This window comes from Pseudomonas sp. CGJS7 (assembly GCF_036961695.1).
The window spans coordinates 19,309-44,766 of record NZ_JBAMDI010000052.1; the positions used below are offsets into that span (position 1 = coordinate 19,309).

29 protein-coding genes are annotated in these 25,458 nt (G+C 67.9%); 24 read left to right on the top strand and 5 right to left on the bottom strand.

The annotated features are described in order from the left end of the window. The first annotated feature begins 24 nt into the window (after window positions 1-24). The 3 genes from V7787_RS27165 to V7787_RS27175 are packed head-to-tail and all read left to right on the top strand — an operon-like array spanning window position 25 to window position 4,299. On the top strand, window positions 25-2,163 hold the full coding sequence (locus tag V7787_RS27165; RefSeq protein WP_336090391.1) for a S9 family peptidase: 2,139 nt from the start codon (window positions 25-27) through the stop codon (window positions 2,161-2,163). A 25-nt stretch (window positions 2,164-2,188) separates the two neighbouring features. Next, window positions 2,189-2,998: an N-formylglutamate deformylase gene (gene hutG / locus V7787_RS27170; RefSeq protein WP_336090392.1), complete on the top strand. Its 810-nt coding sequence runs from the start codon at window positions 2,189-2,191 to the stop codon at window positions 2,996-2,998. Then, window positions 2,995-4,299: a winged helix-turn-helix domain-containing protein gene (locus V7787_RS27175; protein WP_336090395.1), complete on the top strand. Its 1,305-nt coding sequence runs from the start codon at window positions 2,995-2,997 to the stop codon at window positions 4,297-4,299. Before hutG ends, V7787_RS27175 begins: the two co-directional genes overlap by 4 nt. On the opposite strand, the gene V7787_RS27180 is transcribed toward V7787_RS27175, so the two are convergent. From V7787_RS27180 to parE, 3 genes are all read right to left on the bottom strand, one after another. After that, window positions 4,282-5,157, bottom strand: a complete 876-nt coding sequence (locus tag V7787_RS27180; protein WP_336090397.1) for a hypothetical protein — start codon at window positions 5,155-5,157, stop codon at window positions 4,282-4,284. The two genes, V7787_RS27175 and V7787_RS27180, sit on opposite strands and share 18 nt — an antisense overlap. Before the next feature lie 67 nt (window positions 5,158-5,224). Further along, on the bottom strand, window positions 5,225-5,566 hold the full coding sequence (locus tag V7787_RS27185) for a hypothetical protein (RefSeq protein ID WP_336090398.1): 342 nt from the start codon (window positions 5,564-5,566) through the stop codon (window positions 5,225-5,227). A gap of 392 nt (window positions 5,567-5,958) precedes the next feature. Then, window positions 5,959-7,860: a DNA topoisomerase IV subunit B gene (gene parE / locus V7787_RS27190; RefSeq protein WP_336090399.1), complete on the bottom strand. Its 1,902-nt coding sequence runs from the start codon at window positions 7,858-7,860 to the stop codon at window positions 5,959-5,961. Window positions 7,861-8,112: 252 nt separating this feature from the next. On the opposite strand from parE, the gene V7787_RS27195 reads away from it, so the two are divergent. The 15 genes from V7787_RS27195 (at window position 8,113) to V7787_RS27265 (ending at window position 19,665) form a co-directional block, all read left to right on the top strand. Beyond that, window positions 8,113-8,526 carry a hypothetical protein gene (locus V7787_RS27195; protein ID WP_336090400.1) on the top strand — a complete coding sequence of 138 codons (414 nt, stop codon included), beginning with the start codon at window positions 8,113-8,115 and terminating at the stop codon, window positions 8,524-8,526. A gap of 226 nt (window positions 8,527-8,752) precedes the next feature. Next, window positions 8,753-8,992 carry a hypothetical protein gene (locus tag V7787_RS27200; RefSeq protein ID WP_336090401.1) on the top strand — a complete coding sequence of 80 codons (240 nt, stop codon included), beginning with the start codon at window positions 8,753-8,755 and terminating at the stop codon, window positions 8,990-8,992. Between the two features lie 142 nt (window positions 8,993-9,134). Further along, window positions 9,135-9,752: a hypothetical protein gene (locus tag V7787_RS27205; protein WP_336090402.1), complete on the top strand. Its 618-nt coding sequence runs from the start codon at window positions 9,135-9,137 to the stop codon at window positions 9,750-9,752. A 91-nt stretch (window positions 9,753-9,843) separates the two neighbouring features. Continuing rightward, the gene (locus V7787_RS27210; RefSeq protein ID WP_336090404.1) at window positions 9,844-10,554 is read left to right on the top strand and encodes a phosphodiester glycosidase family protein; all 711 of its coding nucleotides are present in this window, start codon (window positions 9,844-9,846) and stop codon (window positions 10,552-10,554) included. Between the two features lie 11 nt (window positions 10,555-10,565). Then, window positions 10,566-10,952 carry a DUF488 domain-containing protein gene (locus V7787_RS27215; protein ID WP_336090406.1) on the top strand — a complete coding sequence of 129 codons (387 nt, stop codon included), beginning with the start codon at window positions 10,566-10,568 and terminating at the stop codon, window positions 10,950-10,952. Window positions 10,953-11,202: 250 nt separating this feature from the next. Continuing rightward, the gene (locus tag V7787_RS27220; RefSeq protein WP_336090407.1) at window positions 11,203-12,861 is read left to right on the top strand and encodes a CTP synthase; all 1,659 of its coding nucleotides are present in this window, start codon (window positions 11,203-11,205) and stop codon (window positions 12,859-12,861) included. Between the two features lie 104 nt (window positions 12,862-12,965). Further along, a complete protein-coding gene (locus tag V7787_RS27225; protein WP_336090408.1) occupies window positions 12,966-13,166 on the top strand; it encodes a hypothetical protein in 201 nt (66 codons plus the stop codon). A 96-nt stretch (window positions 13,167-13,262) separates the two neighbouring features. After that, the gene (gene kdsA, locus V7787_RS27230) at window positions 13,263-14,096 is read left to right on the top strand and encodes a 3-deoxy-8-phosphooctulonate synthase (RefSeq protein ID WP_057946814.1); all 834 of its coding nucleotides are present in this window, start codon (window positions 13,263-13,265) and stop codon (window positions 14,094-14,096) included. Between the two features lie 160 nt (window positions 14,097-14,256). Then, complete coding sequence (gene eno, locus V7787_RS27235; RefSeq protein ID WP_336090413.1) at window positions 14,257-15,543, top strand: phosphopyruvate hydratase; 1,287 nt, start codon at window positions 14,257-14,259, stop codon at window positions 15,541-15,543. Between the two features lie 16 nt (window positions 15,544-15,559). Further along, entirely contained in the window at window positions 15,560-16,054 is a 495-nt protein-coding gene (gene ftsB / locus V7787_RS27240; protein ID WP_336090415.1) for a cell division protein FtsB, read from the top strand. 331 nt (window positions 16,055-16,385) lie between these two features. Then, window positions 16,386-17,066, top strand: coding sequence for a 2-C-methyl-D-erythritol 4-phosphate cytidylyltransferase (ispD, locus tag V7787_RS27245; RefSeq protein WP_336090418.1), 681 nt, complete (start codon window positions 16,386-16,388; stop codon window positions 17,064-17,066). A gap of 13 nt (window positions 17,067-17,079) precedes the next feature. Next, window positions 17,080-17,370 carry a hypothetical protein gene (locus tag V7787_RS27250; RefSeq protein ID WP_336090420.1) on the top strand — a complete coding sequence of 97 codons (291 nt, stop codon included), beginning with the start codon at window positions 17,080-17,082 and terminating at the stop codon, window positions 17,368-17,370. A gap of 2 nt (window positions 17,371-17,372) precedes the next feature. Further along, on the top strand, window positions 17,373-17,846 hold the full coding sequence (ispF, locus tag V7787_RS27255; RefSeq protein WP_336090476.1) for a 2-C-methyl-D-erythritol 2,4-cyclodiphosphate synthase: 474 nt from the start codon (window positions 17,373-17,375) through the stop codon (window positions 17,844-17,846). Next, a complete protein-coding gene (truD, locus tag V7787_RS27260) occupies window positions 17,843-18,910 on the top strand; it encodes a tRNA pseudouridine(13) synthase TruD (RefSeq protein WP_336090423.1) in 1,068 nt (355 codons plus the stop codon). The genes ispF and truD overlap by 4 nt, the downstream gene beginning before the upstream one ends. 506 nt (window positions 18,911-19,416) lie before the next feature. Next, entirely contained in the window at window positions 19,417-19,665 is a 249-nt protein-coding gene (locus V7787_RS27265; RefSeq protein ID WP_336090425.1) for a hypothetical protein, read from the top strand. Between the two features lie 36 nt (window positions 19,666-19,701). Here V7787_RS27265 and V7787_RS27270 read toward each other — a convergent pair whose 3' ends face one another. Further along, window positions 19,702-20,295, bottom strand: a complete 594-nt coding sequence (locus tag V7787_RS27270) for a Smr/MutS family protein (protein WP_336090428.1) — start codon at window positions 20,293-20,295, stop codon at window positions 19,702-19,704. Between the two features lie 525 nt (window positions 20,296-20,820). After that, window positions 20,821-21,567, bottom strand: coding sequence for a helix-turn-helix transcriptional regulator (locus V7787_RS27275; RefSeq protein WP_336090430.1), 747 nt, complete (start codon window positions 21,565-21,567; stop codon window positions 20,821-20,823). Window positions 21,568-21,704: 137 nt separating this feature from the next. Here V7787_RS27275 and surE point away from each other — a divergent pair, with 137 nt between their 5' ends. The 6 genes from surE (at window position 21,705) to V7787_RS27305 (ending at window position 25,349) form a co-directional block, all read left to right on the top strand. After that, a complete protein-coding gene (gene surE, locus V7787_RS27280; RefSeq protein WP_336090431.1) occupies window positions 21,705-22,514 on the top strand; it encodes a 5'/3'-nucleotidase SurE in 810 nt (269 codons plus the stop codon). Next, window positions 22,511-23,191, top strand: a complete 681-nt coding sequence (locus tag V7787_RS27285; protein ID WP_442965333.1) for a protein-L-isoaspartate(D-aspartate) O-methyltransferase — start codon at window positions 22,511-22,513, stop codon at window positions 23,189-23,191. The genes surE and V7787_RS27285 overlap by 4 nt, the downstream gene beginning before the upstream one ends. 25 nt (window positions 23,192-23,216) lie before the next feature. Continuing rightward, window positions 23,217-23,828: a YqaA family protein gene (locus V7787_RS27290; protein WP_336090434.1), complete on the top strand. Its 612-nt coding sequence runs from the start codon at window positions 23,217-23,219 to the stop codon at window positions 23,826-23,828. A 91-nt stretch (window positions 23,829-23,919) separates the two neighbouring features. Continuing rightward, window positions 23,920-24,708, top strand: coding sequence for a peptidoglycan DD-metalloendopeptidase family protein (locus V7787_RS27295; protein ID WP_336090436.1), 789 nt, complete (start codon window positions 23,920-23,922; stop codon window positions 24,706-24,708). A 44-nt stretch (window positions 24,709-24,752) separates the two neighbouring features. Then, a complete protein-coding gene (locus tag V7787_RS27300) occupies window positions 24,753-25,046 on the top strand; it encodes a hypothetical protein (RefSeq protein ID WP_336090437.1) in 294 nt (97 codons plus the stop codon). A 105-nt stretch (window positions 25,047-25,151) separates the two neighbouring features. Further along, complete coding sequence (locus V7787_RS27305) at window positions 25,152-25,349, top strand: hypothetical protein (RefSeq protein ID WP_336090438.1); 198 nt, start codon at window positions 25,152-25,154, stop codon at window positions 25,347-25,349. Window positions 25,350-25,458: the final 109 nt, after the last annotated feature.

Below are 25,458 nucleotides of genomic sequence, written 5' to 3' on the forward strand. Positions count from 1 at the left end.
CCAGGCGAAAGGGGACTGCAAGGCATGAACGACTCACACCGCGTGAACCTTCGGCATCGGACCTTGCGCGCGGCGATCGCCGCGATGTTCGTCGCCGGCGTCGCGTTCGCCACAACCGCACAAGCCGCCGATACGCAAATCGACATCGCCGATTTGCTCAGCGCGCCGCAGCCCGAACAACTGACCGCCGCGCAGAACGCGCCGGTAATGGCCTGGGTGAGCAACGAGCGCGGCGTGCGCAATCTGTGGGCGGCGCGCGCGCCGGAATTCGCGCCGCGCCAGCTCAGCGGCTACGACGAAGACGACGGCCAACTGCTGGGCGCGTTGCAGCTCAGCCGCGACGGCCGCTGGCTGGCCTACGTGCGCGGCGGTTCGGCCGACGCGGCCGGCAACAACAGCAATCCCGACGGCGACCCGGACGGGCGCGAACAAGCGGTGTGGCTGGTCGCCAGCGACGGCTCGGGCAAGCCGCAGCGCATCGCCGCCGGCCGCGCGGTGCAGTTCGCGCCTGGCGGCGACGCCTTGATCGTGCAAGGCCGCGGCATCGGTTGCTATCCGTTGCCGGGCGCGACCGCGCCGGGCTGGTGCAAGGAAGCGCTGATCAAGACCCGCGGCGCCAACAGCGCGGCCGAGTTCTCGCCCGACGGCAAGTTGCTGGCGTTCAGCAGCAATCGCGGCGACCACGCTTTCATCGGCGTGCTCGATCTGGCCGCGCGCTCGGTGCGCTGGATCGGCGCGGATTTCTCCAACGACGCCAATCCGGTGTTTTCGCCCGACGGCCGCCGCATCGCCTTCCTGCGCACCCGCGCCACCCGCGGCGGCGAGCAATTCGATCTGACCAAAACCAATCCCTTCGAAATCTGGACCGCGGAGGTCGACACGGGACTGGCCAAGAAGGTGTTCCGTTCCAGCGACAGCGCAGGCGGCTACGCCCAGTTCAACGGCGCCGACCCGTTGCTGTGGAGCCGCGATAACCGGCTGATCTTCGCTTCCGAACAAAGCGGCTGGCTGCATTGGTATGCCTTGCCGCCCGAAGGCGGCGCGCCGTCGCCGCTGAGCCGCGGCGAGTGCGAGGCCGAAACCATCGCCCTGGCCGACGACGGCGCGTTCTTGTTCAGCGGCAACTGCGCGCAGATCGATCACCGCCAGATCTTCAGCGTCGACGCCAAGGGCGCGGCGCAGACGCTGCTCAGCGGCAAGGACGAAATTTCCACCGAACCGGCGCTGCTGGCCGGCGGCCAGTGGATCGCCTTCCGCCACGCCGACGCGCGCCGGCCGACCGCGATCGCGGTGATGGCGCGCGCGGGCGGCGAGCCGCGGCGGATTTTCCCGGCCAAGTTGCCGGCGCAGTTCCCGATCGATCGCTTGGTCGAACCCAAGACCATCAGCTTGAGCGCCAGCGACGGAGTGACCTCGCACGCGACCGTGTTCGAACCGCCGGCCAGCTTCAAGGGCAAGCGCGCGGCGCTGATCTACGTGCACGGCGGCCCGATCCGGCAAATGCTGCCGGGCTGGCATTACAGCAGCTACTACTACAACGACTACGCCAGCAACCAATGGCTGGCCAGCCGCGGCTACGTGGTGTTGGCGCTGAACTACCGCGACGGCACCGGCTACGGACAGAAGTTCCGCCTGGCCGACAAACAAGGCCCGCGCGGCGCGTCCGAATACCAGGACGTGCTCGCCGCGCAGGCGTGGTTGGCCAAACGCGAAGACGTCGACCCGCGCCGGATCGGCATCTACGGCGGTTCCTACGGCGGTTTCCTCACCGCCTCGGCCCTGGCGCGCAACTCCGACCTGTTCGCCGCCGGCGTCGACCGCCACGGCGTACACGACTGGCGCGAAAGCGCCAAGGGCGGCGACAACAGCGGCCTGTGGGGGCTCAAGCCCGACGAACTGGACACCGCGTTCAAGTCCTCGCCGGTCGCGCATATCCAGGGCTGGCGTTCGCCGGTGCTGATCGTCCACGGCGACGACGACCGCGCGGTCAAGTTCGCCCAGAGCGTGGACCTGGTCGAACGCCTGCGCGAACGCAAGCTGCCGGTGGAAACCCTGGTGATCCCCGACGAAGATCACTTCTTCCTGCGCTACGCGAGTTGGCTTCAGGTCCATCGCAGTACCATGGACTTCTTCCGCCGGCACCTGCCGTCCGGCGCCGACTGAATCTGTCTCTATTGAATCCGTCTCCATGACCATCCCGCATCCGACCGAACCGGTTTTCCAGTTGCACCGCGGCAGCGCGCCGCTGCTGATCAGCCTGCCGCACGACGGCTCGCTGATCCCCGAGGCGTTCAAGGCGCGCATGGTCGAATCGGCCCGGCGCGCGCCCGATACCGACTGGCACGTCTCGCGCCTGTACGCGTTCGCGCTGGAACTGGGCGCCTCGATCCTGGTGCCGCGCCATTCGCGCTACGTGGTCGATCTGAACCGGCCGCCGGACGATGTTTCGCTGTATCCCGGCCAGAACACCACCGGCCTGTGCCCGGCGGTGCAGTTCAGCGGCGAGCCGGTGTACCTGGACGGGCAATCCCCGGACGAGGCCGAGGTGGCCGAGCGGGTGGAGCTGTACTGGCGTCCGTACCACGACACCCTGGTCGCCGAACTCGACCGCATCCGCGGCGAGCACGGCCGCGCGGTGCTGTGGGAAGGCCATTCGATCCGCGGCGAAGTGCCGTTCCTGTTCGAAGGCCGCTTGCCCGATCTCAACCTGGGCACCGCCGCCGGCGCCAGCTGCTCGCCGGAGCTGCAAGCGCGGTTGGAGGGCGTGCTGGCCGCGCAGAACGGTTACGACTGGATCGCCAACGGCCGCTTCAAGGGCGGTTACATCACCCGCCATTACGGCGATCCGGAGATCGGCGTGCAGGCGGTGCAACTGGAACTGAGCCAGCGCAATTACATGGACGAAGACAGCTTCGCCTACGACGAAGCCAAGGCCGCGCGCCTGCAGCCGCTGCTGCGCGATTTGCTCAGCGCGACCCTGGAATCGCAGCGCGCATGAGCCCGGCGCGCGCGTCGGCGTCGCGCGGCGCGCCCGCGCGGACCGAGCCGGCTGCGCCGTCCGCGACCCTGGCCTTGACCCAGGCGCGCGCGCTGCACCTGCACGCGCAAGGCTTGCTCGCGCGCCCGCGCAAACGCGCGACCCGCGCCGACGCGCTGGCCGCGATCGCGCGCATGCAACTGCTGCAGATCGACACCATCCACGTGGTCGCGCGCAGCCCGTATCTGGTGTTGTTCTCGCGGCTGGGCTCGTACCCGGCGCAGTGGCTGGAACAGTTGCTGGCCGAACGCGAGATCTTCGAAATCTGGGCGCACGAAGCCTGCTTCGCGCCGATGGGCGATTACCTGCTGCATCGCAACGCCCATTCGCAGCGCGCCCACCATTGGGCGATCCGCAACGCCGAGCATCATCGCCAGACCAGCGGCGCCAAGATCGACCGCCTGCTCGCCCACATCCGCGAACTCGGCCCGGTCAAATCCTCGGATTTCGAGCGCGAACCGGGGCGCGGCGGTGGCGGTGGCTGGTGGGGCTGGAAAGACGAAAAGCGCTGGCTCGAAGCCGGTTTCGCCCTGGGCGAGCTGATGGTGGCGCGGCGCGAGAACTTCCACCGCGTCTACGACCTCAGCGAACGCGTGGCCGGCGTCGCGGTGCCCGGTTGGGACGCGACCTTGATTGACGCCGACACGGTGCGGCGCGAAACCGTGCTCAAGTCGGTGCGCGCGCTCGGGATCACCCAGGCGCGCTGGATTGCCGACTACTTCCGCACCAAGCCGCGCTGGCGCGACGCCGACCTGGACGCCTACGTCGACCGCGGCGAGCTGTTGCGGGTGGCGGTGAAGGGCTGGGACGCGCCGGGTTACGTCCACCCCGATCACGCCGCGGCGCTGTCGCAGGCCGCCGCCGGCCGCTTGCGCGCGACCCACGCGACTTTGCTGTCGCCGTTCGATCCGTTGGTCTGGGATCGCGAACGCGCCAGCGAATTCTTCGGTTTCGATTACACCCTGGAGTGCTACACGCCCGAACCCAAACGCCGCTACGGCTATTTCGTGCTGCCGATCCTGGCGCGCGGCAGGCTGGTCGGGCGTCTGGACGCGAAGGCGCACCGCGCCCAGGGCGAATTTGAGATCAAGGCCCTGCATCTGGAAGAGGGCGTGGCGCCGGACGAAGCGTTGGCGGCGGAGATCGCCCAGGCCATCGACGATTGCGCGCGTTGGCACCAGACGCCGACGGTAAAAATCGGGCGTTGCCGGCCGGCGGCGTTCGCCAAGCCGCTCAAGGCCGCATTAGCCGGCTTGCGCTAAAGGCTGGCTGTGGGCAGCGGCCTTGCACGGCAGCATCTTCGGTAGCCAGTTTCCTGCGCTGTCGCGCGTCCAGCGCAGATCGCGCGCATTGTCCTGTTCGCAATGGATGTCGCGCTGCGATTGTGGGCCGCCATCGATCCGCCGCCATCGAAGCGTGCAGCGAGGGCCGCAGACTTGCCAGGCCACTACGCTGTCGTCCGGAGAGAATCCGGCCGCGCGCAGATTGCCCACGCCCAAGCGATTCTGCCGCAGATCCGGCGACGACAGATCGGTCTGGCGGACGCCATCGGCGGCAAAACGCAACAGCAGCAAGCGCAGACGGTTGGGCGGAGATTGATTGGGCACCGCGACCATCACGCTGTCGGCTTTGTGGCCCCAGGTATAGATGTCCTGGGTGTCGGCGTGCATCTGGTCGGCGGGCGCGGCCTGTTTTTCGCCCGGGGCTTTCCAGGGCACGGACTCCAACAGGATTGCGCTCAGCGTCGCGTCCAGATCGGACGAGCAATCCAGGCACGACAAACGCCGGCCGGTGCGGGTGTCGAACATGTAGCCGGCGCGGCGGGGCCCTGCCGGGTGGCCGTCGGGCCTGGGCAAGACGCTGACGATGATCCAGCGCGCAGAATCGATCCGGACGTTCGCAGCGTGCTCGATCTCTATGAAGTTACCTTCGATGCACTTGCCGGTGACGGTCGAGCAAAGCTCGGCGCCGGTTGGCCAAGTACTGCTGGTGATGATGAAGGACGCGGTCTTCGTATGCGACTTCAGGCGGAATACGCCGATATTCTGGATCTGCGTGTCGCGATACACGCAACCGGCCAAGCAGATCGCCAGTACCGACAGCCAAAGCCAACGTCCCATGTCCGGCTCCGCGAAAATGAGCATCCAGCATAACCGTTCCCGCGCGGCGGCCGATCCGGCCGCGGCGTTATGCGCGCTCGGCCAGCACCATATACGCGGCCAACAGCCCCAGCAACGGAATCATATTCAAGATCAACGCCGGCACCGCCAGCGAACGCCGTTCGCCGCGGAACAGCGCGGTGATCGCCAGCAGCGAGCCGAACAACCAACTCGCCGCGCTGTACATGATCGCCTTGCCGGTGCAATGCAGGCTCCAGTCGCCGCACTGGCTCTCCGGCGTCAGCCCGAACACCACCAGCCACGCCAACGCCGGGCCCAGCAACAGTGCGAACCAGGACAGCGCGCCGAACAGGCGCCCGGCCGATTCGTCGGGCTGCTTGCGTCGGATCGCTTCGCTTTCAGTGGCCATGAGCACGATCCTCGCGGTCGCAGTGGCGCCCGGCGTGCGCGGTGGGGGTGTCGCGTCCTTTCATGTGGATCTCCTTGGGGCCGGGGCGATGCCGGCAGGTTGCCGCAAGCTATCGCATGGCCATGTGATTGTGCGGCTGGCGCAAGCGGGAACGGCGGCGCGGCGATGTTGTGAGAGCGTGGTCGCGGCTCGCGCCGCTCTACAGCGAGCAAGTGCGGCCGCGATCGCTCCCTGTAGCAGCGGCGCAAGCCGCGACCGCGGCAATGAAGCGGCCGCGCGCGGCCCGGAATCGTATCGAAAACGAAACGCCGCCCTCAGGCGGCGTTTCAAGCAAACCAAGAGCCGGGATGCGTCGCCGGGAAGCGCTCGGCAACCCAGGGCCCGGGCGTCGGTCAGACTTCCAGCGTGGCCAGGTCGCCCTTGGTTTCCAGCCAGTTCTTGCGGTCGCCCGAACGCTTCTTGGCCAACAGCATGTCCATCAGCGAATGGGTCTGGGCGTTGTCGTCGACGGTCAGCTGGACCAGACGGCGGGTGTCGGGATGGATGGTCGACTCGCGCAACTGCGAGGCGTTCATCTCGCCCAGGCCCTTGAAGCGGGTGACGTTGATCGCGCCGCGGATTTTCTCGCGTTCGATCTTCTCCAGCAGGATCCGCTTTTCTTCTTCGTCCAGCGCGTAGAACACCTGCTTGCCCACGTCGACGCGGAACAGCGGCGGCATCGCCACGAAGATGTGGCCGGCCGCGACCAGCGCCGGGAAGTGGCGCAGGAACAGCGCGCTGAGCAAGGTGGCGATGTGCAGGCCGTCGGAGTCGGCGTCGGCCAGGATGATGACCTTGCCGTAACGCAGTCCGCCGATGTCTTCCTTGCCCGGGTCGCAGCCGATGGCCACGGCCAGATCGTGCACTTCCTGCGAACCCAGCACGCTGCCGGAAGCGACTTCCCAGGTGTTGAGGATCTTGCCGCGCAGCGGCAGGATCGCCTGGAAGTCCTTGTCGCGGGCCTGGCGCGCGCTGCCGCCGGCCGAGTCGCCTTCCACCAGGAACAGCTCGGTGCGCGAGAGATCCTGCGAGGTGCAGTCGGCGAGCTTGCCGGGCAGGGCCGGGCCCTGGGTGATCTTCTTGCGGACGATCTGCTTTTCGGTCTTCAGGCGTGCGGCGGCGCGCTCGATCGCCAGCTGGGCGATCTTTTCGCCGAGTTCGGTGTGCTGGTTGAGCCACAGCGAGAACGCGTCGTGGGCGGCGCCTTCGACGAAGCCGGCGGCCTGGCGCGAGGACAAACGCTCCTTGGTCTGACCGCTGAACTGCGGGTCGGTCATCTTGATGCTGAGCACGAACGCGACCCGGTCCCACACGTCTTCCGGCGCCAGCTTGACCCCGCGCGGCAGCAGATTGCGGAAGTCGCAGAACTCGCGCAGCGCGTCGGTGAAGCCGGTGCGCAGGCCGTTGACGTGGGTGCCGTGCTGGGCGGTCGGGATCAGGTTGACGTAGCTCTCTTGGGTCAGCTCGCCGTCCGGCACCCAGGCCACCGCCCAGTCGACCACTTCGGTGTCTTTCTTGAGCTGGCCGACGAACAGATCCGGCGGCAGCAGCTCGCGCTGCGGCTGGCCTTCGCGCAGCTCGCCCGACAGGTAGTCGCGCAGGCCGTCTTCGTAATACCACTCGGTGCGCTCGCCGGTGGCTTCGTCGAACAGGGTGACCTTGAGGCCGGGGCACAGCACCGCCTTGGCCCGCAGCACGTGCTTGATCGAGCGCAGGTTGATCTTGGCGGTGTCGAAATACTTGGCATCCGGCCAGAACCGCACCCGGGTGCCGGTGTTCTTCTTGCCGACGCTGCCGACCACTTCCAAGGGCGTGGCGCGATCGCCGTCCTTGAAGGTCATGCGGTATTCGTTGCCGTCGCGCTTGATGTGCACTTCCACCAGCTTGGACAGCGCGTTGACCACGCTGACGCCGACGCCGTGCAGACCGCCGGAGAAGGTGTAGTTCTTGTTGCTGAACTTACCGCCGGCGTGCAGGCGGGTCAGGATCAGCTCCACGCCGGGGACTTTTTCCTCCGGATGGATGTCCACCGGCATGCCGCGGCCGTCGTCGGAGACCTCGCAGCTGCCGTCGGCGTACAGGGTCACCTCGATGCTGCGGGCGTGGCCGGCCAGGGCCTCGTCGACCGAGTTGTCGATGACTTCCTGGGCCAGATGGTTCGGCCGGCTGGTGTCGGTATACATGCCCGGACGGCGTTTGACCGGGTCCAGTCCGGAAAGGACTTCGATATCGGCGGCGTTATAGCGACTGCTCATTAACTGTTGGGCGTGGCCGTGGGGTTCGGAGCGGCGAGGATGAACACGGCGGGCAGGGTGGTCAAGCCGCGCGGTGTGAAGATCGGCCGGAAAGCTTGCGTGGCGGGCGTCTCGCGGTTTGAGACCGGGGCGGCGGGCGGGGCGGCGGGCGTTCGCCGGCGCCGGGCGCGGTCGCGGGCCGCGTGGCATGATCCGGCCATCGATCGCGAGGCGCTGGACGTTCCCGCGCGGCATGACTGAAAGGATGCACCGATGAAATCGCCTACCGCCGCCTGGCTGATCGTGCTCGCGATCTACTGCGCCTCGTTGTTTTTCGCCGGGCTCCATGGCGGCGGCACCTCGCTCGACGGCTGGGTGCTGCTGATGTTCGGTTGGGTCCAGGCGTTCGACGGACGTTGTTTCGCCTGGCTGGCCAATCCGGCCTTCGGGGTGGCGTTGTTGCTGTTCATCAGCAAGCGCTACCGGGCGGCGGGGATTCTGGCGCTGGTGGCGCTGGCGATCGGGCTGGATACCTTCAGGGTGGAGCGCTTCGCCTACAACGAGGCCGGCCACACCGCCGAGGTCGATTCGGTCGGCCTGGCCTTCTATTTGTGGGAGGCGAGTTTCCTGATGCTGGCGGCGTTCGCGTTGGGCCCGCGTCAGCCGATGGTCGGCAAGATCCCGTAAGGCCGCGGTCATTGAATCGCCGAGGTTCGGGCCGCATATTCAGGAGCGTCCGGCAGGCCCGTCGAATCGCCCTCGCGGCGTCCGTTCAGGCGCGAGCGAGGGTGCTGGCGCTAGGGTTCGCGGCGTCGCAGCAGGGAAGCGGCGAGCGACCGGCGAAGCCAGAGGCCGCCGAGAGTCGTCGAAATCCGGCGCAGCGCCGGTTCCACCCGTTTCAGGAGGCCATCTTATGAAGATCGATCTGTCCAAAGCCCGCAAGCTGCTCATCCCCGCCGCCATCGCCGCCGCCCTGACCGTGCTGATGGCGCCGAGCGCGTTCGCCCAGCAGGACCCGCAGGCCGACAAGAAGGCCGAAGACGCCAAGAAGGCCGAGGACGCGAAGAAAGCCGAGGCCAAGAAGAAGGCCGACGCCGACAAGAAGAAGTCCGGCGACCGCGGCGTCGAGCCGGAGGAAGAGGGCGACAAGTAAGGCCCTTAGGTCCATACATCCCTAGCGCCGCTCACGCGGCTCGCCAGCGCCCCGGCCTCGTGTCGGGGCGTTGTGTTTTTTGGCCCCCGCACATGGCTAGACTCGGTTCGCCCATGGCAGCGGCGACAGCGCAGGAGCGGGGATGCACAAGTCGATGGCGGCGGTTCTGGCGGTATGCGCGGCGGTCGGCTGCGCGCATGTGGGCGCCGATGCGGAGGACGACTTCGAGACGCCGCCGGGGTGTTCGGGCGTTCCCGGAGATTTCCGAACGCCGGACGCGGCGCGGCGGGCGGATCCACCGACCCATGGACCCGGCACGCTCGCGACCCCCGCGCGGATCAAGCTGCGGCGCGAAGCGGTGCGCTGGAAGGAATTGCCGCCGCTGTACGTATTCGATCCGGACGGCGCCCGGGTCTACTCGCTCAGCGGCCACGATCCGACCAGGGACGATATTCCGCTGGAGTGGCTCAGGCAGGCCCCGTTCGACCGCGCCGAGGCCGTGTCTTACTGGGGCGAGGTCGTCGACAACCAGTTTTATCTGGTCCCCGAGTTCGATACCTGCGAACTGATCGCCGCGCTGGACCAGCCGCTGGGAACGTCGGCGCCGCCGCGCGGTCTGTTGTTCTTGCAATACGTGTCGCGCGACTGCCGGAGCTGCGATGAGTTGTCCAGAGCGATCGAACAGGTGATCGGTGCGCATCCGGATCGCCCGTTCCGCTGGGTCCAGATCGAAAGTCCGGTGCCGGTTTCCAGCCGTTAGCGGCACTCTGGCTAGCGTACACCGTTGCGATCAAAACCGCGGCCGGCCATTAAGCCCGGTGCGATAGCTTGGAACCGAACGGGAGCGTGGCTTGAGCCATCCTTGCAAAGCCGGATTCTGGGTAGTGCTGGCCTGTCTGTTCGGCCTGCCGGCGCTGGCGCGCGAGCCGCGTTACACCGTGGTCGCCATCGATCCGCACACGCAGACGCTGGGCCTGTATCTGCGCGACGACAGCGGCCGGCCGCTGCATACGCCGGCGCGGCTGCAACGCTGGCTCGCCGGGCGCGGCCAATACCTGCGCTACGCGATGAACGCTGGCATGTACGAACCCGATTATTCGCCGGTCGGCTTGTTGGTCGTCGACGGCAAGCAACTCTCGCCGCTCAACCTGCGCGAGGGCGAGGGCAATTTCTATCTCAAGCCCAACGGCGTATTCCTGCTGTCCGATGCCGGCGCGCAAGTGGTCGAGTCCTCGCGTTATCCCGGGCTGGCCCGCGGCGTGCGCCTGGCGACCCAGTCCGGGCCGTTGCTGGTGCAGGACGGGCGCATCCATCCTGGTTTCGATCCGGACTCGAAATCGCGGCATATCCGCAACGGTGTGGCGGTCAAGGACGGCCAGGTGCTGCTGGTGATCAGCGACACGAAGGTGAACCTGTACGAATTCGCCGCGTATTTTCGCGACCAGCTGCATTGCCGCGACGCCTTGTACCTCGATGGCAGCGTGTCGACGCTGTATGCGCCGGAATTGCGCAGGAAGGGTTGGCGCGCAAAACTCGGGCCGATGTTCGGCGTGATCGAGTAAGGGAGGATCCGATGGCCTTGCGTATCGTCAGATTGGGCAGCGCCCGGGCCGCGGGCGAGGGCACCCGCATCGGCACCGTGCGGCGTCCGCCGCGCGGGGTGCCGAAGGCCGAATTCGCCTCGCAGGATTGGTACGACGTGTGGTTTCCGACGTTGGCGCCGAGCCTGGAGACGATGAAGCAGGCCCAGGCGGCGCAGACGCCGGCGCAGTGGAACGCGTTCGTGCGCAAGTACAAGGCCGAGATGGCCGCGCCCGATGCCGCGCATGCGCTCGCGCTGCTGGCGGCGCTGTCGCACCACAGCGATTTCTCGGTCGGTTGCTATTGCCAGGACGAATCGCACTGCCATCGCTCGATCCTGCGCGAGTTGCTGCTGGCGCGGGGGGCGAGGTTGGTCTGAAGCCCGGCATGGGCGGTATCCCCCGCAGACTTCGGGGTTACGCCGTTGGCCGGCTGTCGCGGTCGCGGCACGCGCCGCTCCTACAGGGGGACCGGCGCGGGTTTGAGGGGGCGGTTGGTTTCCGGAAACCGGCGCAAAGCCTTGCAGCGCAAGGGCTGGCGGGGCTTTGCCGAGGCCGGCGCCGCTGTCAAGCAGTCGCGGCTTCACGTTCCAGCCTGTAAACTGCGGCTTTCCAGCGGCAGCAAAATCCATGACTCCCCTGATTTTCGTCACCGGCGGCGTGGTGTCCTCCTTGGGTAAGGGCATCGCAGCGGCCTCGTTGGCGGCCATCCTCGAAGCGCGCGGCCTGCGCGTGACGATGATGAAGCTCGACCCCTACATCAACGTCGACCCGGGCACCATGAGCCCGTTCCAGCACGGCGAGGTCTACGTCACCGACGACGGCGCCGAGACCGACCTGGACCTGGGCCATTACGAGCGCTACCTGCGCACGCGCCTGAGCCGCAAGAACTCGATCACCACCGGCCGGATCTACGAGAACGTGATCCGCAAGGAACGCCGCGGCGATTACCTCGGCGGCACCGTGCAGGTGATCCCGCACATCACCGATGAGATCAAGCGCCTGATCGTGGAGGCCACCGAAGGCTTCGACGTGGCCCTGGTCGAGGTCGGCGGCACCGTCGGCGACATCGAGTCGCTGCCGTTCCTGGAGGCGATCCGCCAGCTGCGCACCGAACGCGGCCCCGAGCACGCCTTGTTCATGCACCTGACCCTGGTGCCGTACATCGCCGCCGCCGGCGAGCTCAAGACCAAGCCGACCCAGCACTCGGTCAAGGAACTGCGCTCCATCGGCATCCAGCCCGACGTGCTGCTGTGCCGCAGCGAGCAGCCGCTGCCCGACAGCGAGCGCCGCAAGATCGCCTTGTTCACCAACGTGCCGGAAAAGGCGGTGATCTCGGCGGTCGATCTGGACAACATCTACAAGCTGCCGCAGTGGTTCCACGAGCAGGGCCTGGACGCGATCGTGCTCGACCGCCTGCGCCTGCAGCCGGGCCCGGCCGATCTGGCCGAGTGGAACGAAGTCGTCGATGCCTCCGAGCATCCGGTCGACGAAGTCACCATCGCCGTGGTCGGCAAGTACATCGACCACCAGGACGCGTACAAGTCGCTGTCCGAAGCGCTCAAGCACGGCGGCTTGCGCCAGCGCACCAAGGTCAAGCTGAAGTGGCTGGAATCTAGCGAGATCGAGCGCGACGGCGTGGAGTCGCTGAAGGACGTCGACGGCATCCTGGTGCCGGGCGGGTTCGGCGATCGCGGCTTCGAAGGCAAGGTCGCCACCGCCAGGTACGCGCGCGAAAACAAGGTCCCGTATTTCGGCATCTGCTACGGCATGCAGGCGGCGGTGGTCGATTACGCCCGCCATGTGGTCGGTCTTGAGAACGCCAACAGCAGCGAAAACGACAAGCACAGCCCGCATCCGGTGATCGGCCTGATCACCGAGTGGCGCACCGCCACCGGCGAAGTCGAGCGCCGCAGCGAAGCCAGCGACCTGGGCGGCACCATGCGCCTGGGCCTGCAGGATCAGCGGATCAAGCCCGGCACCCTGGCGCGCGAGCTGTACGGCAAGGACGTGGTCGGCGAGCGTCACCGCCACCGTTACGAATTCAACAACCGCTACCGCACCCAGTTGGAAGACGCCGGTCTGGTGATCGCGGCCAAGTCGATGGACGACCTGCTGGTCGAGATGATCGAACTGCCGCGCGCCCAGCACCCGTGGTACCTGGCCTGCCAGGCGCATCCGGAATTCCTGTCGACTCCGCGCGACGGCCATCCGTTGTTCATCGGCTTCGTCCGCGCCGCGCGCGAGGCCAAGGCCGGCGGCAAGCTGTTGCGTGAGGTCAAGGGTTGAATCCCGCTCCGCCCGGTCCGTCCGGTCGGGCGGAGACTTCGCAGGCGGCCGCGGCATCGGGCCGGCCTGTTCGCAACGATGTTCGTAGTACCGGCAAATGGCTGATGCTGCTCGCGCTGGGCGTGCTGTTGGCCGGGGTGGTGGCTTTCAAGCTCATCCTCGGCGACGGTGTCGACAATTACGGCATGGTGTTCTTCCCGCTGGCGTTGGTGGTCTCGTGCATTGCCGTGCCGTTGGCGTTGATCGGGATAACTATGTGGTTGCTCGGTCTGGCGCGGGCCAGGCGCTGCGGCGGCTCGGGTTGAGCGCGGCCGCGCTTGAGTCGGCGGCCGCCGGCATCCATGTGATGGCGATATCTCGCGCGGGCTCGAACGCGCACTCATGAACCTAGGAAGCAAGCGATGAAACTCTGCGGCTTTGACGTCGGTCTCGACCAGCCTTTCTTTCTGATCGCCGGCCCCTGCGTGATCGAGTCGATGCAGTTGCAGCTCGACGTCGCCGGCCAGCTCAAGGAAATCACTTCGGCGCTGGGCATTCCCTTCATCTTCAAGTCCAGCTTCGACAAGGCCAACCGCACCTCGGCCACCAGCTTCCGCGGCCCCGGCCTGGAAGAGGGGCTCAAGGTGCTGGCCGAGGTCAAGCGCCAGATCGGCGTACCGGTGCTGACCGACGTGCACGAATACACGCCGATGGCCGAGGTCGCCTCGGTGGTCGACGTGCTGCAGACCCCGGCCTTCCTGTGCCGGCAGACCGATTTCATCCAGAACGTGGCGCGCGCCGGCAAGCCGGTCAACATCAAGAAGGGCCAGTTCCTCTCGCCCTGGGAGATGAAGCACGTCACCGCCAAGGCCAAGGCCACCGGCAACGAGGCGATCATGGCCTGCGAGCGCGGCGCCAGCTTCGGCTACAACAATCTGGTCAGCGACATGCGCTCGCTGAGCGTGATGCGCGACACCGGCTGTCCGGTGGTGTTCGACGCGACCCATTCGGTGCAGTTGCCCGGCGGCATGGACGGCAAGTCCGGCGGCCAGCGCGAGTTCGTGCCGGTGCTGGCGCGCGCGGCGATCGCGGTCGGCGTGTCGGGCGTGTTCATGGAAACCCACCCCAAACCCGAGGAGGCCTTGTCCGACGGCCCCAACGCGGTGCCGCTGCCGAAGATGCGCGGCCTGCTGGAGACCCTGGTCGAGCTGGACCGGATCACCAAGAAGAACGGGTTCCTGGAGCAAGACTTCTGATCGCCGGAGCCCGGACCCCGCATTCGGCCCCGGCGCGGGCCGATTTCGCAGCCGCTACCGTCCCGGATCGCCATTTTCGCGCGCCGCCCGCCCGGGCCGGCCGCGTTCTCGGCTATCTTTCGTCCCGACCCTCTTCCCCACTGAACCCGACCGCCCTCACATGAGCACGATCACCCAGATCCACGCCCGCGAAATCCTCGACAGCCGAGGCAACCCGACCCTGGAAGCCGAGGTCACCCTGGCCGACGGCAGCTTCGGCCGCGCCCTGGTCCCCTCCGGCGCCTCCACCGGCAGCAAGGAAGCCGTGGAACTGCGCGACGGCGACAAGACCCGCTACCTCGGCAAGGGCGTGCGCAAGGCGGTGGAGAACGTCAACACCACCATCGCCCAGGCGCTCAAGGGCCTGGACGCGACCGATCAGGCCGGCCTGGACCGGCGCATGATCGATCTGGACGGCACCGAGAACAAAGGCCGCCTGGGCGCCAACGCGCTGCTCGGCGTTTCCCTGGCCAACGCCCACGCCGTGGCCGCCTCGAAGAAGCTGCCGCTGTGGAAGTACCTGGCCGGCGACCGTCAGGCCGTGTTGCCGGTGCCGATGATGAACATCATCAACGGCGGCGCGCATGCCGATAACAATGTCGACCTGCAGGAATTCATGATCCTGCCGGTCGGCGTGCCGAACTTCGCCGAGGCGCTGCGCGCCGGCGCCGAGGTGTTCCACGCGCTCAAGTCGGTGCTCAAGGGCCGCGGCCTGAGCACCGCGGTCGGCGACGAAGGCGGTTTCGCCCCGGACCTGCGCAGCAACGAAGAAGCGCTGGAAACCATCCTGGAAGCGATCGGCAAGGCCGGTTACAAGGCCGGCGAAGACATCCTGCTGGGCCTGGACGTGGCTTCCACCGAGTTCTACGACAACGGCAAGTACCACCTGGTCGGCGAAGGCAAGCGCCTGACCAGCGAGCAGTTCGTCGACTTCCTCGCCAACTGGGCCGCGCAGTACCCGATCGTGACCATCGAAGACGGCATGGCCGAGGACGATTGGGCCGGCTGGAAGCTGCTGACCGAAAAGATCGGCAACAAGGTGCAACTGGTCGGCGACGATCTGTTCGTGACCAACCCGAAGATCTTCGCCGAAGGCATCGACAAGCACGTCGCCAACGCGATCCTGATCAAGGTCAACCAGATCGGCACCCTGACCGAGACCCTGGAAGCGGTCGCCATGGCCGACCGGGCCAAGTACGCGGCGGTGATTTCGCACCGTTCCGGCGAAACCGAAGACACCACCATCGCCGACATCTCGGTCGCCACCACCGCGACCCAGATCAAGACCGGCTCGCTGTGCCGCAGCGATCGCGTGGCCAAGTACAACCAGCTGCTGCGCATCGAAGAAGCGCTCGGCGCCGGCGCGCGTTACGCCGGTCGCGACGCGTTCGTGTCGCTGCGTCGCTGAGACCGGACTGAGCGCGATGGCGGAAAAGACGGGCAAACGCTGGCAGGCCCTGCTGGTGCTGGGTTTGCTGGCGTTGCTCGCTTTTCTGCAATACCGGCTGTGGTGGGCCGGCGGCGGCAGCGGCGGCAGCGTCGCCGCGCTGCAGGCCCAGGTCGACGGCCAGACCCGCGACAACCAGGGCTTGCAGCAACGCAACGATTCACTGGCGGCGGAAGTGGAAGACCTCAAGTCCGGCGAAGCCGCGGTCGAGGAACGCGCGCGCAGCGAGCTGGGCATGATCAAGCCCGGCGAGACGTTCTATCGCGTGGTCGAAGCCAAGCCGCAACAACCCGGTCCGAACGCGGCCGCGGCGGTCAGCGCGGTGCAGAACGGCCCGCTGCCGGGCGATGCGCCGGCCGAGGAAGAGCCGGGCCTGGAGGAGCAGGTCGACGAACCGCCGACCGAAGTGCCGCCGCACGCGCCGCCGCCGCAACCGATGCCCGCGCCGGTGCAAGAACGGCCGGGGCATTGAGCGCGGCGATGGGGCGCGCGTTTGCCGCTTCGGGATGCGTCAGCGATTGCATGGGCGGTGCGCGGATTCGCCGCCTCGCCTTGTTTTCGCCCACCACATCCTTCTCATCCGTCATTCCGGCGAAAGCCGGAACCCATTTTGATCTTGCTCTCTGCATCGCTGCGGTTGCAGCGAAAGCAAAGTCAAAATGGGTTCCGGCTTTCGCCGGAATGACGGGTGCACCATTCGTCGGAACGGCGGGTGAAAGATTCGGCGGAATGGCGAGTGAAACATTTGCACCAGTGAAAATGCACCAACCCATCCGAGCCGCATCCAGCACCGGGCCGACACCATGATCTGGGCCGTACTCCCGGCCGCCGGCCGCGGCAAACGCTTCGGCGGCGACACGCCCAAGCAGTACCTGCACGCCGCCGGCAAACCGCTGATCGAACACGCGCTCAACGCGCTGCTGGCGCATCCGCGCGTGGCCGGCGCGATGCTGGCGCTGTCGGCCGACGACGCGCTGTGGCCGGGCTGGACGCAGTTGCACGGCAAGCCGGTGCTGCGCTGCGTCGGCGGCGGCGAGCGCTGCGACTCGGTGCTGGCCGCATTGCGCGCGTTGCCGGCCGAACTCGGCGACGACACGCTCGTGCTGGTGCACGACGCCGCGCGGCCCAATCTGCGCGGCGAAGACATCGGCCGCCTGATCGACGCCGCCGAAGCTTGCGAGCAAGGCGCGATCCTCGGCGCGCCGCTGCGCGACACGCTCAAGCGCGCCGACCAGGACCGCATCGTCGGCACCGAGCCGCGCGACGGGCTGTGGCGCGCGTTCACGCCGCAAGCGTTTCGCCGCGGCGCGCTGACCGCCGCCTTGGCCGAAGCTGCGGCCGCAGGCGTGGTCGTCACCGATGAGGCGTCGGCGATGGAGCGCGCGGGTGTTCGGCCGCGTCTGGTCGAAGGGCGCGAGGACAATTTGAAAGTGACCACGCCGGCGGATCTGGCGTTGGCGGAGTTTCTGTTGGGCAAACGCTGAGGCGACCCGGACGATGAAATCGATGGCTGCGATAACCCGCACGATCGGCGGTTCGGCCGTTCTGGGCGGGTTGGTGTTCGCTGTGTTCGCACTGTGGGCGCTGTTCGATCCGGCGGGCGCGCAAATGTCCAACGACGCCGATCCGTTCGCAGCGCCGCCATCGACGCTGCGGATTTGCCTGGAGTTGGCGATTTCCCTGGCTGTCGCAGTCGGCGGAATATGGCTATTGTTGCGCCCCCTCGGCGACGGCCGCGAGCGCCGCTCGCTTCCGAATAAACGCGTTACCTCCAAGGAATCTCAATGAACATCCGCATCGGCCAGGGCTACGACGTCCACGCCTTCGGCGACGGCGATCACGTCATGCTCGGCGGCGTGCGCGTGCCGCACGATCGCGGCGTGCTGGCTCATTCCGACGGCGACGTGGTCCTGCATGCGCTGTGCGATGCGATGCTCGGCGCGCTCGCGCTGGGCGACATCGGCCAGCATTTCCCGCCCAGCGACGAACGCTGGCGCGGCGCCGACAGCCGCCAGTTCCTGCGCCATTGCAACGCGCTGATCGGCCAGCGCGGCTATCGGCTCGGCAACTGCGACGTGACGGTGGTGTGCGAACGGCCCAAGGTCGGACCGCACGCGTTGGCGATGCGCGAGGCGATCGCCGCCGATCTGGGCGTGGCGGTGGACGCGGTCAGCGTCAAGGCCACCACCAGCGAGCAACTGGGTTTCACCGGCCGCCGCGAAGGCATCGCCGCGATGGCGATCTGCCTGTTGGTGGCCGCATGAGCGAACTGCGCGATCCGTCGGCCGAGCCGGCCTTGCCGCGCGCCAACGGCGAGGCCGCGTTGCGCGCGCGCATCCGCAGCGCGCCGGAGGATTTCCGGGTCGAGGAACTGCCCGGTTTCGAGGCCACCGGCAGCGGCGAGCACTTGCTGCTGACTGTGGAAAAGCGCGGCATGAACACCGCCTTCGCGGCCAAACGGCTGGCCCAATGGGCCGGCGTGGGCGAGGTCGGCATCGGTTATGCCGGGCTCAAGGACCGCCACGCGGTCACCGTGCAGCGTTTCAGCGTGCATCTGCCCAAGCGCGTCGCGCCGGATCTGGCGGCGTTGCAGAGCGACGACCTGCGCGTGCTCGAGCATCACTGGCACGCCAAGAAACTGCCGCGCGGCGCCTTGGCCGGCAATCGTTTCGTATTGACCCTGCGCGAAATCGAAGGCGAGCGCGAAGCGATCGAACAGCGGCTGCGCCGGATCGGCGAGCGCGGCGTGCCGAATTATTTCGGCGAACAGCGTTTCGGCCGCGACGGCGACAACGTCGCCAATGCGCTGGCGATGTTCGCCGGCCGCCGGGTCAAGCGCGAACAGCGCAGCATGTTGCTGTCGGCGGCACGGTCGGAATTGTTCAACCGGGTGCTGGCGGCGCGGGTGCGCGATGGCAACTGGGACGGCCTGCGCGACGGCGAGGCGCTCGCGGGCGAAGTGTGGTCGCTGGCCGGCAGCCGCAGCGTGTTCGGCCCGGAGCCCTGGAGCGAGACCTTGGCGCAGCGTCTGGCCGCATTCGACATTCATCCCAGCGGGCCGTTGTGGGGCCGCGGCGAGCTGCGTAGCCAGGACGCGGTGCGCGGGTTGGAACTCGATGCGATGGCCGGCGAACAGGCCGAAGCCTTGCGCGCGGGATTGGAAGCGGCCGGGATGGATCAGGAGCGGCGCGCGCTGCGTCTGCGTCCGGACGGGTTGAGCTGGCAATGGCTGGACGACGGCGCGCTGCAAGTCGCGTTCGTGCTGCCGGCGGGCGCGTATGCGACGGTGGTGTTGGCCGAGTTGGGGCAGATCGAGGGCGTGCGCTAGGGCGCGCGTTTGAAGGCGCGGGCGGAGGGCGATGGTCGCTGCTCGCCGGTGGTTCCTCGCGGGTCGCCGGTATCTTCTGAGCCGTAGCTCAAGCAGGTCTTTGCTGGCCAGCCAATCCACCACTCCGTCATTCCGGCGAAAGCCGGAATCCATTTTGATCTTGCTCTCGGCATCGCCGCGATCGCAGCGAAAGCAAAGTCAAAATGGATTCCGGCTTTCGCCGGAATGACGGGGTAGGGGAGCGGCGGCGTTCGGTATCGATGTTGCCACCGTACTCGCAGTCGCTCCTGCATCCGAATGCCACCTCGGGACGGCTCCCCGACCCGCCAATTTCATCCCGCACACGCCGCATTCGGACACCCAACACGACCGCTCGTCGGATGGTATCGACCCGCACTGGCTCACGATTTTCGCCGGCGTATAAGCCGAGATAACAGCCGGCAGGGGCCGGTTGCCGCCCGGCGGCCAGCGCGGCCGGGTTCAACGCACGTCAGGGAGCCAAGGTCATGAACGCATCGTTGCGTGTTGCCGTCCTGTCGTTGTCCATGCTCGGTCTGGCCGCGTGCGCAGGCACGCAGACCAAGACCGCCCACACCGCAGCGCCGATGTCAGCGCACCCAGCCGCGAGCCCGGATCGCGACAGCGTGTACGTGGCGACGGTGGAACGGGTGGCGCGGCGCCGCGGTATCGACGTGGTCTGGGTCAATCCGCCGGATCGGCGCAAGTTGGCGCGTACGCCCGCGCCGCAGCCGTAACCCCATCGCTGGGCGAGGTCGCAACGGCGCGCGGCGTCACCGCCGCCGCTGCGGTTTGGCCAGCAGCACCAGCACCGCCCCGGTGCCGCCCTGCGCGGGCGGCGCGGAGTGGAAGCCGAGCACGTCCGCGCGTTGCCGCAGCATCCGGTCGACCAGGTTCTTCAGCACCGGCGAGCCGCGGCTGTCGACATAGTCGCTGACGCCGTTGCGGCCCTTGCCGTGGATGATCCGCACGCAGCCCAGTTCGTGGGTGCGGGCGTCGTTGAGGAAGGCGCGCAGCAGCGCCTCGGCTTCGCGCGCGGGGCTGCCGTGCAGATCCAGTTCTTCCTGCGCCGACAACTCGCCGCGGCGCAGCCGCGCGAATACTTTCGCCGGCAGTTCCTCGCGCCGATAGCTCAGCGCGTCGCCGGCCTGCAGCAGGCTTTCGTCCAGGGCGTGGCGGAATTCTTCGCGCGCCAGCGCTTCGTCGCGTTCGGCCATGCGCGGCCGCGGCTTGGGTTTGGGCGCGGCCGGCGGCGTCGCCGCTTCGGGCAGCCGGCGGACCTCGCCGATCGCGGCGCGGAACAAGGTCGCGTCGTCATCGTCGTCGCCGTCGGTGTCCGGGGCGGGGCGGTCGGGCGGGAGCGTCATCGGCACAGGATAATCGCCGCGATGCCGATCCGGTCGCACCGCCGCCCCGATTTCGGCGGGCGAATTCCGCGCCGACTGGGGGAATAAAAGCCCCGGCCCTTCCTTGGGACCTGCGACCCGTCGGTAATCGGGCCGGCACCGGGGAAACACTGGCAATGTCGGTGCGCCGAGGCCGTCCCCTCGCGCCATGCGTCGCGCACGCGACGGCGACACCGTATGGACGAAGTTGACCATACGGCCCGACCCGCGGACGCCGGCACTGTCAAAACTGACAGGGCATTCGGTTTTGAGCGCGCGCGCCCAACATGCGATCGCGCGGCAGGCGCGGTATGAGCGGAAGTGTCGGAAATTCCAGGCGACGGCGCTGCGCGTCGGGCGGCTGCGAGCGCGAAAACTCAGACCTGAGGGCGCCATCGAATCGGCAGATTCGGCAAAGCGGCCGAGGCGCCTATCCAGCGCTTACGACCTGCGTATCGGCGCGACCCTGCGATGCGAACATGCGGCAGCGCCAACCCGCGCCCCGCTTCACAGCACGATCAACCCCAACGCCACCGCCCGCGCGCAAGCCGCGCGCCGGCCCTTGACCCCGAGCTTGCGCGAGACCTGCTGCAGGTGGAAGTTCACCGTGCGCTCGCTGATGTGCAGGATCATCGAAATTTCCCACGAGGTCTTGCCGATCGCCGACCAGCGCAGCACCTCGCATTCGCGATCGCTCAACTTGGGCGCGCCGACCGGCCGGCGCAGCACCCGGTCCATCGCCGCGTGCATGCAGCTGACGAAGTACACCGACTCGCCGAGCACCGGCAGCAACTCGCGCGGGTCCAGCTGCGCCTTGTGGGTGAAGGTGGTGAAGGCCCAGCGCGTGCCCGGCGACCAACTGGGCACGGTGATGCCGCCGTGCAGGCCGAACTCGCCGGCCTGGATCAGGGTCTTGCGCGTGCGCAGGGCCAGGGCGATGCGCGGCGCCTCGTAACTGGTGTGGCCGCGCGAGTTCCAGGCCACCGCCGGAAAACCCTCGCGCGAAAGCACGATGCGCGGATCGCTCTGCTCGGACTGCGGCGTGATCAGCTTGGGATACGACTTCGACCAATCGCTGTCGAAGTCCTCGAAATAAACGAAGTCGCCGCCACCGCCGACCAGCGGTTCGCGCAGGCGGGTGGCGTAGCCGTGATGCTGAAATCCGGCGGCGCGGGTGTAAGCGCTGGTGGCCGCCTTGATCTCCTCCAGCGTGCCGGCGCGCATTACCCGATCGATATGATCCCAATACTCCATGCCGTACCTGTATACCTGCGTCCCGGCGGGCCGAGGCCATCATACGCTCCGCGCCGGCGGCCGCGGCGCGGGAAGGCGGTCGCCCTATCGGGTATCATTCACGCTCTGATTGCCTGTCTTTTCACCAGCGGAGACTCATGCGCGTATTGGTCAGCAACGACGACGGCGTCGACGCGCCCGGCATCGGCATCCTCGCTCAGGGGCTGCGCGACGCCGGTCACGAAGTGCTGGTGGTCGCTCCCGATCGCGATCGCTCCGGCGCCAGCAACTCGTTGACCCTGGACATGCCGGTGCGGGTCACCCAACTCGATGAGCGCACCTGGCGGGTGTACGGCACGCCCACCGACTGCGTGCACCTGGCCCTGGCCGGGATGCTGGAGCTGGAACCGGACATCGTGGTGTCCGGCATCAACACCACCACCAACCTCGGCGACGACGTGATCTATTCAGGCACCGTCGCCGCGGCGATGGAAGGCCGGTTCCTCGGCCTGCCCGCGGTGGCGGTGTCGTTGGCCCACGGCGAGGGCGAGCAACGCCATTACCCGACCGCCGCGCGCGCCGCGGTCGAAATCATCGCCCGCCTGCGCACCGATCCGTTGCCGGCCGACACCATCCTCAACGTCAACGTGCCGGACCTGCCCTGGGCCGAGGTCGCCGGTTTCGAAGTCACCCGGCTGGGCAACCGCCATCGCGCCGAGGCCTGCGTCCAGCAGACCGATCCGCGCGGCCGCCCGTGGTGGTGGATCGGGCCGGCCGGCGCCGAGGCCGATGCCGGGCCGGGCACCGATTTCCACGCCGTGCGCACCGGCAATATTTCGATCACCCCGATTCATGTCGATCTGACCCGCTATCAGGCCCTGGAACAGGTCGCCAGCTGGGTCGGCGGCCTGGCCGCCTCGCTCGACGAACCGCGGCCGCAAGGCGCGGCCGTGGAGGGCGGGGCATGATCCAGCGCATGCGTCTGCAACCCGAGGCCATCGGCAGCGGCCTGACCTCGCAGCGGGTGCGCGACCGCCTGGTCGAGCGACTGCGCGAAGCCGGCATCCGCGATGAGCGCGTGCTCAACGCGATCCGTACCGTGCCGCGCCATCTGTTCGTCGACGAAGCCCTGGCGATGCGCGCCTACGAAGACACCGCGCTGCCGATCGGCCACGGCCAGACCATCTCGCAGCCGTGGGTGGTGGCCAAGATGACCGAGGCCCTGTTCGAGGACGGCATTCCCGGCAAGGTGCTGGAGATCGGCACCGGCTCGGGCTATCAGGCCGCGATCCTGGCCGCGCTGGGCCTGGAAGTGCACACGGTCGAGCGCATCGGCGAACTGCTGCGCACCGCGCGCAAGCGCTTCCGCCAACTCGGCTTGAACGTGCGCAGCAAGCACGACGACGGCCGCATCGGCTGGCCCGAGAACGGCCCGTTCGACGCGATCATCGTCACCGCCGCCGCGCCCGCGCTGGTCGATGCGCTCACCGAACAACTCGCGCCGGGCGGCACCTTGATCGCCCCGGTCGGCGCGGCCTCCTCGCAGTCGCTGCTCAAGCTGCGCAAGGACGCCGAGGGCAACATCAGCCAACACACGCTCGCGCCGGTGGTGTTCGTGCCGCTGCTGTCGGGCATGATCGACTGAACCCGCAACAGGACGGCTTTTCACCTTGAAGATTTTCGGCCCGCTCTACGAGCGCACCATCACCTGGGCCCGGCACAAGCACGCGCCGGCCTATCTCACCGGCCTGAGCTTCATCGAGGCGATCATCTTCCCGGTGATGCCCGAGGTCATGCTGGCGCCGATGTCGGTGGCGCAGCCGCGGCGCGCGTTCTGGTTCGCCACCTTGAGCCTGCTCGGCTCGATGGCCGGCGCGCTGGTCGGCTATTTTCTCGGCCATTACGCCTTCGAGGCGCTCAAGCCGATGTTCGCCGCGTTGGGCATGCTGCCGGCGATCGAGTCGGGCATCGCCACCGTGCAGGCCAAGATGGCCGAGTCGCCGTGGGCGGTGTTCTTCTTCCTGGTGGTCGGCGGCTTCATGCCGATCCCGATGAAGGTGTTCACCTGGGCGTCGGGCATCGTCGGCGTGCCTATGCTGCAATACGTGCTGAGCATGCTGATCGGCCGCGGCAAGCGCGTGTACCTGCTGGCGCTGGCCATCCGCATCGGCGGCGAGCGGGCCGAAGCGGCGTTGCGCCGTTACATCGAGCCGATCGGCTGGATCGCCACCGCGCTGGTCGCGGCCGCCGTCGCCTGGTTGGTCTGGCGTTCACAACACTAAGCCGGCACTGCCGCCACACTGACCGCGGCGGCGACATCTCCGGCAATTCACCCGCGCGAGCAGCGGCGCAGTAAGCGTTAAGAGGACAGGCATGAGCAAGACGACCCGAACCCCGACTCTGGCGATGGCCGCCTGCATCCTGGCATCGCTCGCCCTGATCGGTTGTTCGAGCAGCGTCGTCCGCGAACCCTCCCGCGGCAACCGTCCCAGCGCTTCGCGCCCCAGCGGCGCGCGTCCGGCGCCGGCGGCGTCCAGGCCGAAGTACGGCGCCACCTACACCGTGCAGCGCGGCGAGGGCCTGTACCGGATCGCCACCAACAACGGCATCCAGATGGCCGACCTGGCCGCCTGGAACAATCTCTCGCCGCCTTACAGCCTCAACCCGGGCCAGCGTCTGCGCCTGTATCCCTCCAGCGGCGAACGTCCGTCCTCAGGATCTTCGCCCAGCGCGGGCACCGCGCCGCGCGCCACCGCGCCGGCCCCGGCGCCGGCCGCGCCGATCAACAGCGGCATCCGCTGGCGCTGGCCGGCCGACGGCCCGCTGCTGGGCCGCTACGTCGCCAACGAGCCGACCAAGCAGGGCATCGACATCGGCGGCGCCAGCGGCACCCCGGTGCGCGCGGCCGCCGACGGCGTGGTGGTGTATTCGGGCACCGGCCTGGTCGGTTACGGCGAGCTGATCATCGTCAAGCACAACGAACAATGGCTGTCGGCGTACGGCCACAACCGCAAGCGCCTGGTCAACGAAGGCCAACTGGTCAAGTCCGGCGAACAGATCGCCGAAATGGGCCGCAGCGGCGCGGCGCGCGAGATGCTGCACTTCGAGGTGCGCTACAACGCCAAGCCGGTCGATCCGATGCTGTATCTGCCGGCGAAGTAAGCCGGCCGCGTCTTCGCCGCGCAGGCGAAGGGTTGGGCGAGCGCATGGATTTCGCGACCTTGAAAGCGGGCAGGCCTTGGACCGGGATCGTCGGTTGTCCGGGCCGCTACGTACTGAAAAACGCCAAGTCCGAATTGACCCTCGCGGAGTTGCTGGGCGGCCCGGTGCCCGTATCGGAACACCGCAGCCCATTGGCGCGCGATGTCGTCCTGGTCGCGCGGCTGGCCGACGGCGGAGTGATTTCCTATCGACGGCCCGATGGCGGCTGTCTGCACACGCTCAACACCGCCGAAGGCATGGCGCGGAAACTCGCGCAGTTGGGCATCGCCTCGGCTTAGGGCGCAGGCCGAGCGACTGCGGTCGCAGCATCGGGCACGATGCCGACCGGATGCCGCGGGCGGGGTTGCTTGCGGTTGTGGCTCGCGACGATAGGGACCATCGGCATGCCGGCATCGCAGATCGACGAGCAGCCGCCGCGGACGATCGTTTTCCAGGTGGGCGAGGTCATGTTTCGCTCGGTCGGCATAGGCGATGCGGTTCGGATTGCCTATGTTCCGCAAAGCAAGATCATCGTTCAGTTGAGTACGGCGTCGTACGAATACTCCATCTGCGATGACCTTGCCCAGGGGCAGAGCGCTTAGGCGCGAGCTCTGCGCGACGCCACGGGGAAGCGAACGCAGCTTGTCGAAGGCGGTCGCGGGCTCGCCGAATCCGACGGTCCATCCCAAGCTCGGGCGCCAGTGACATCTG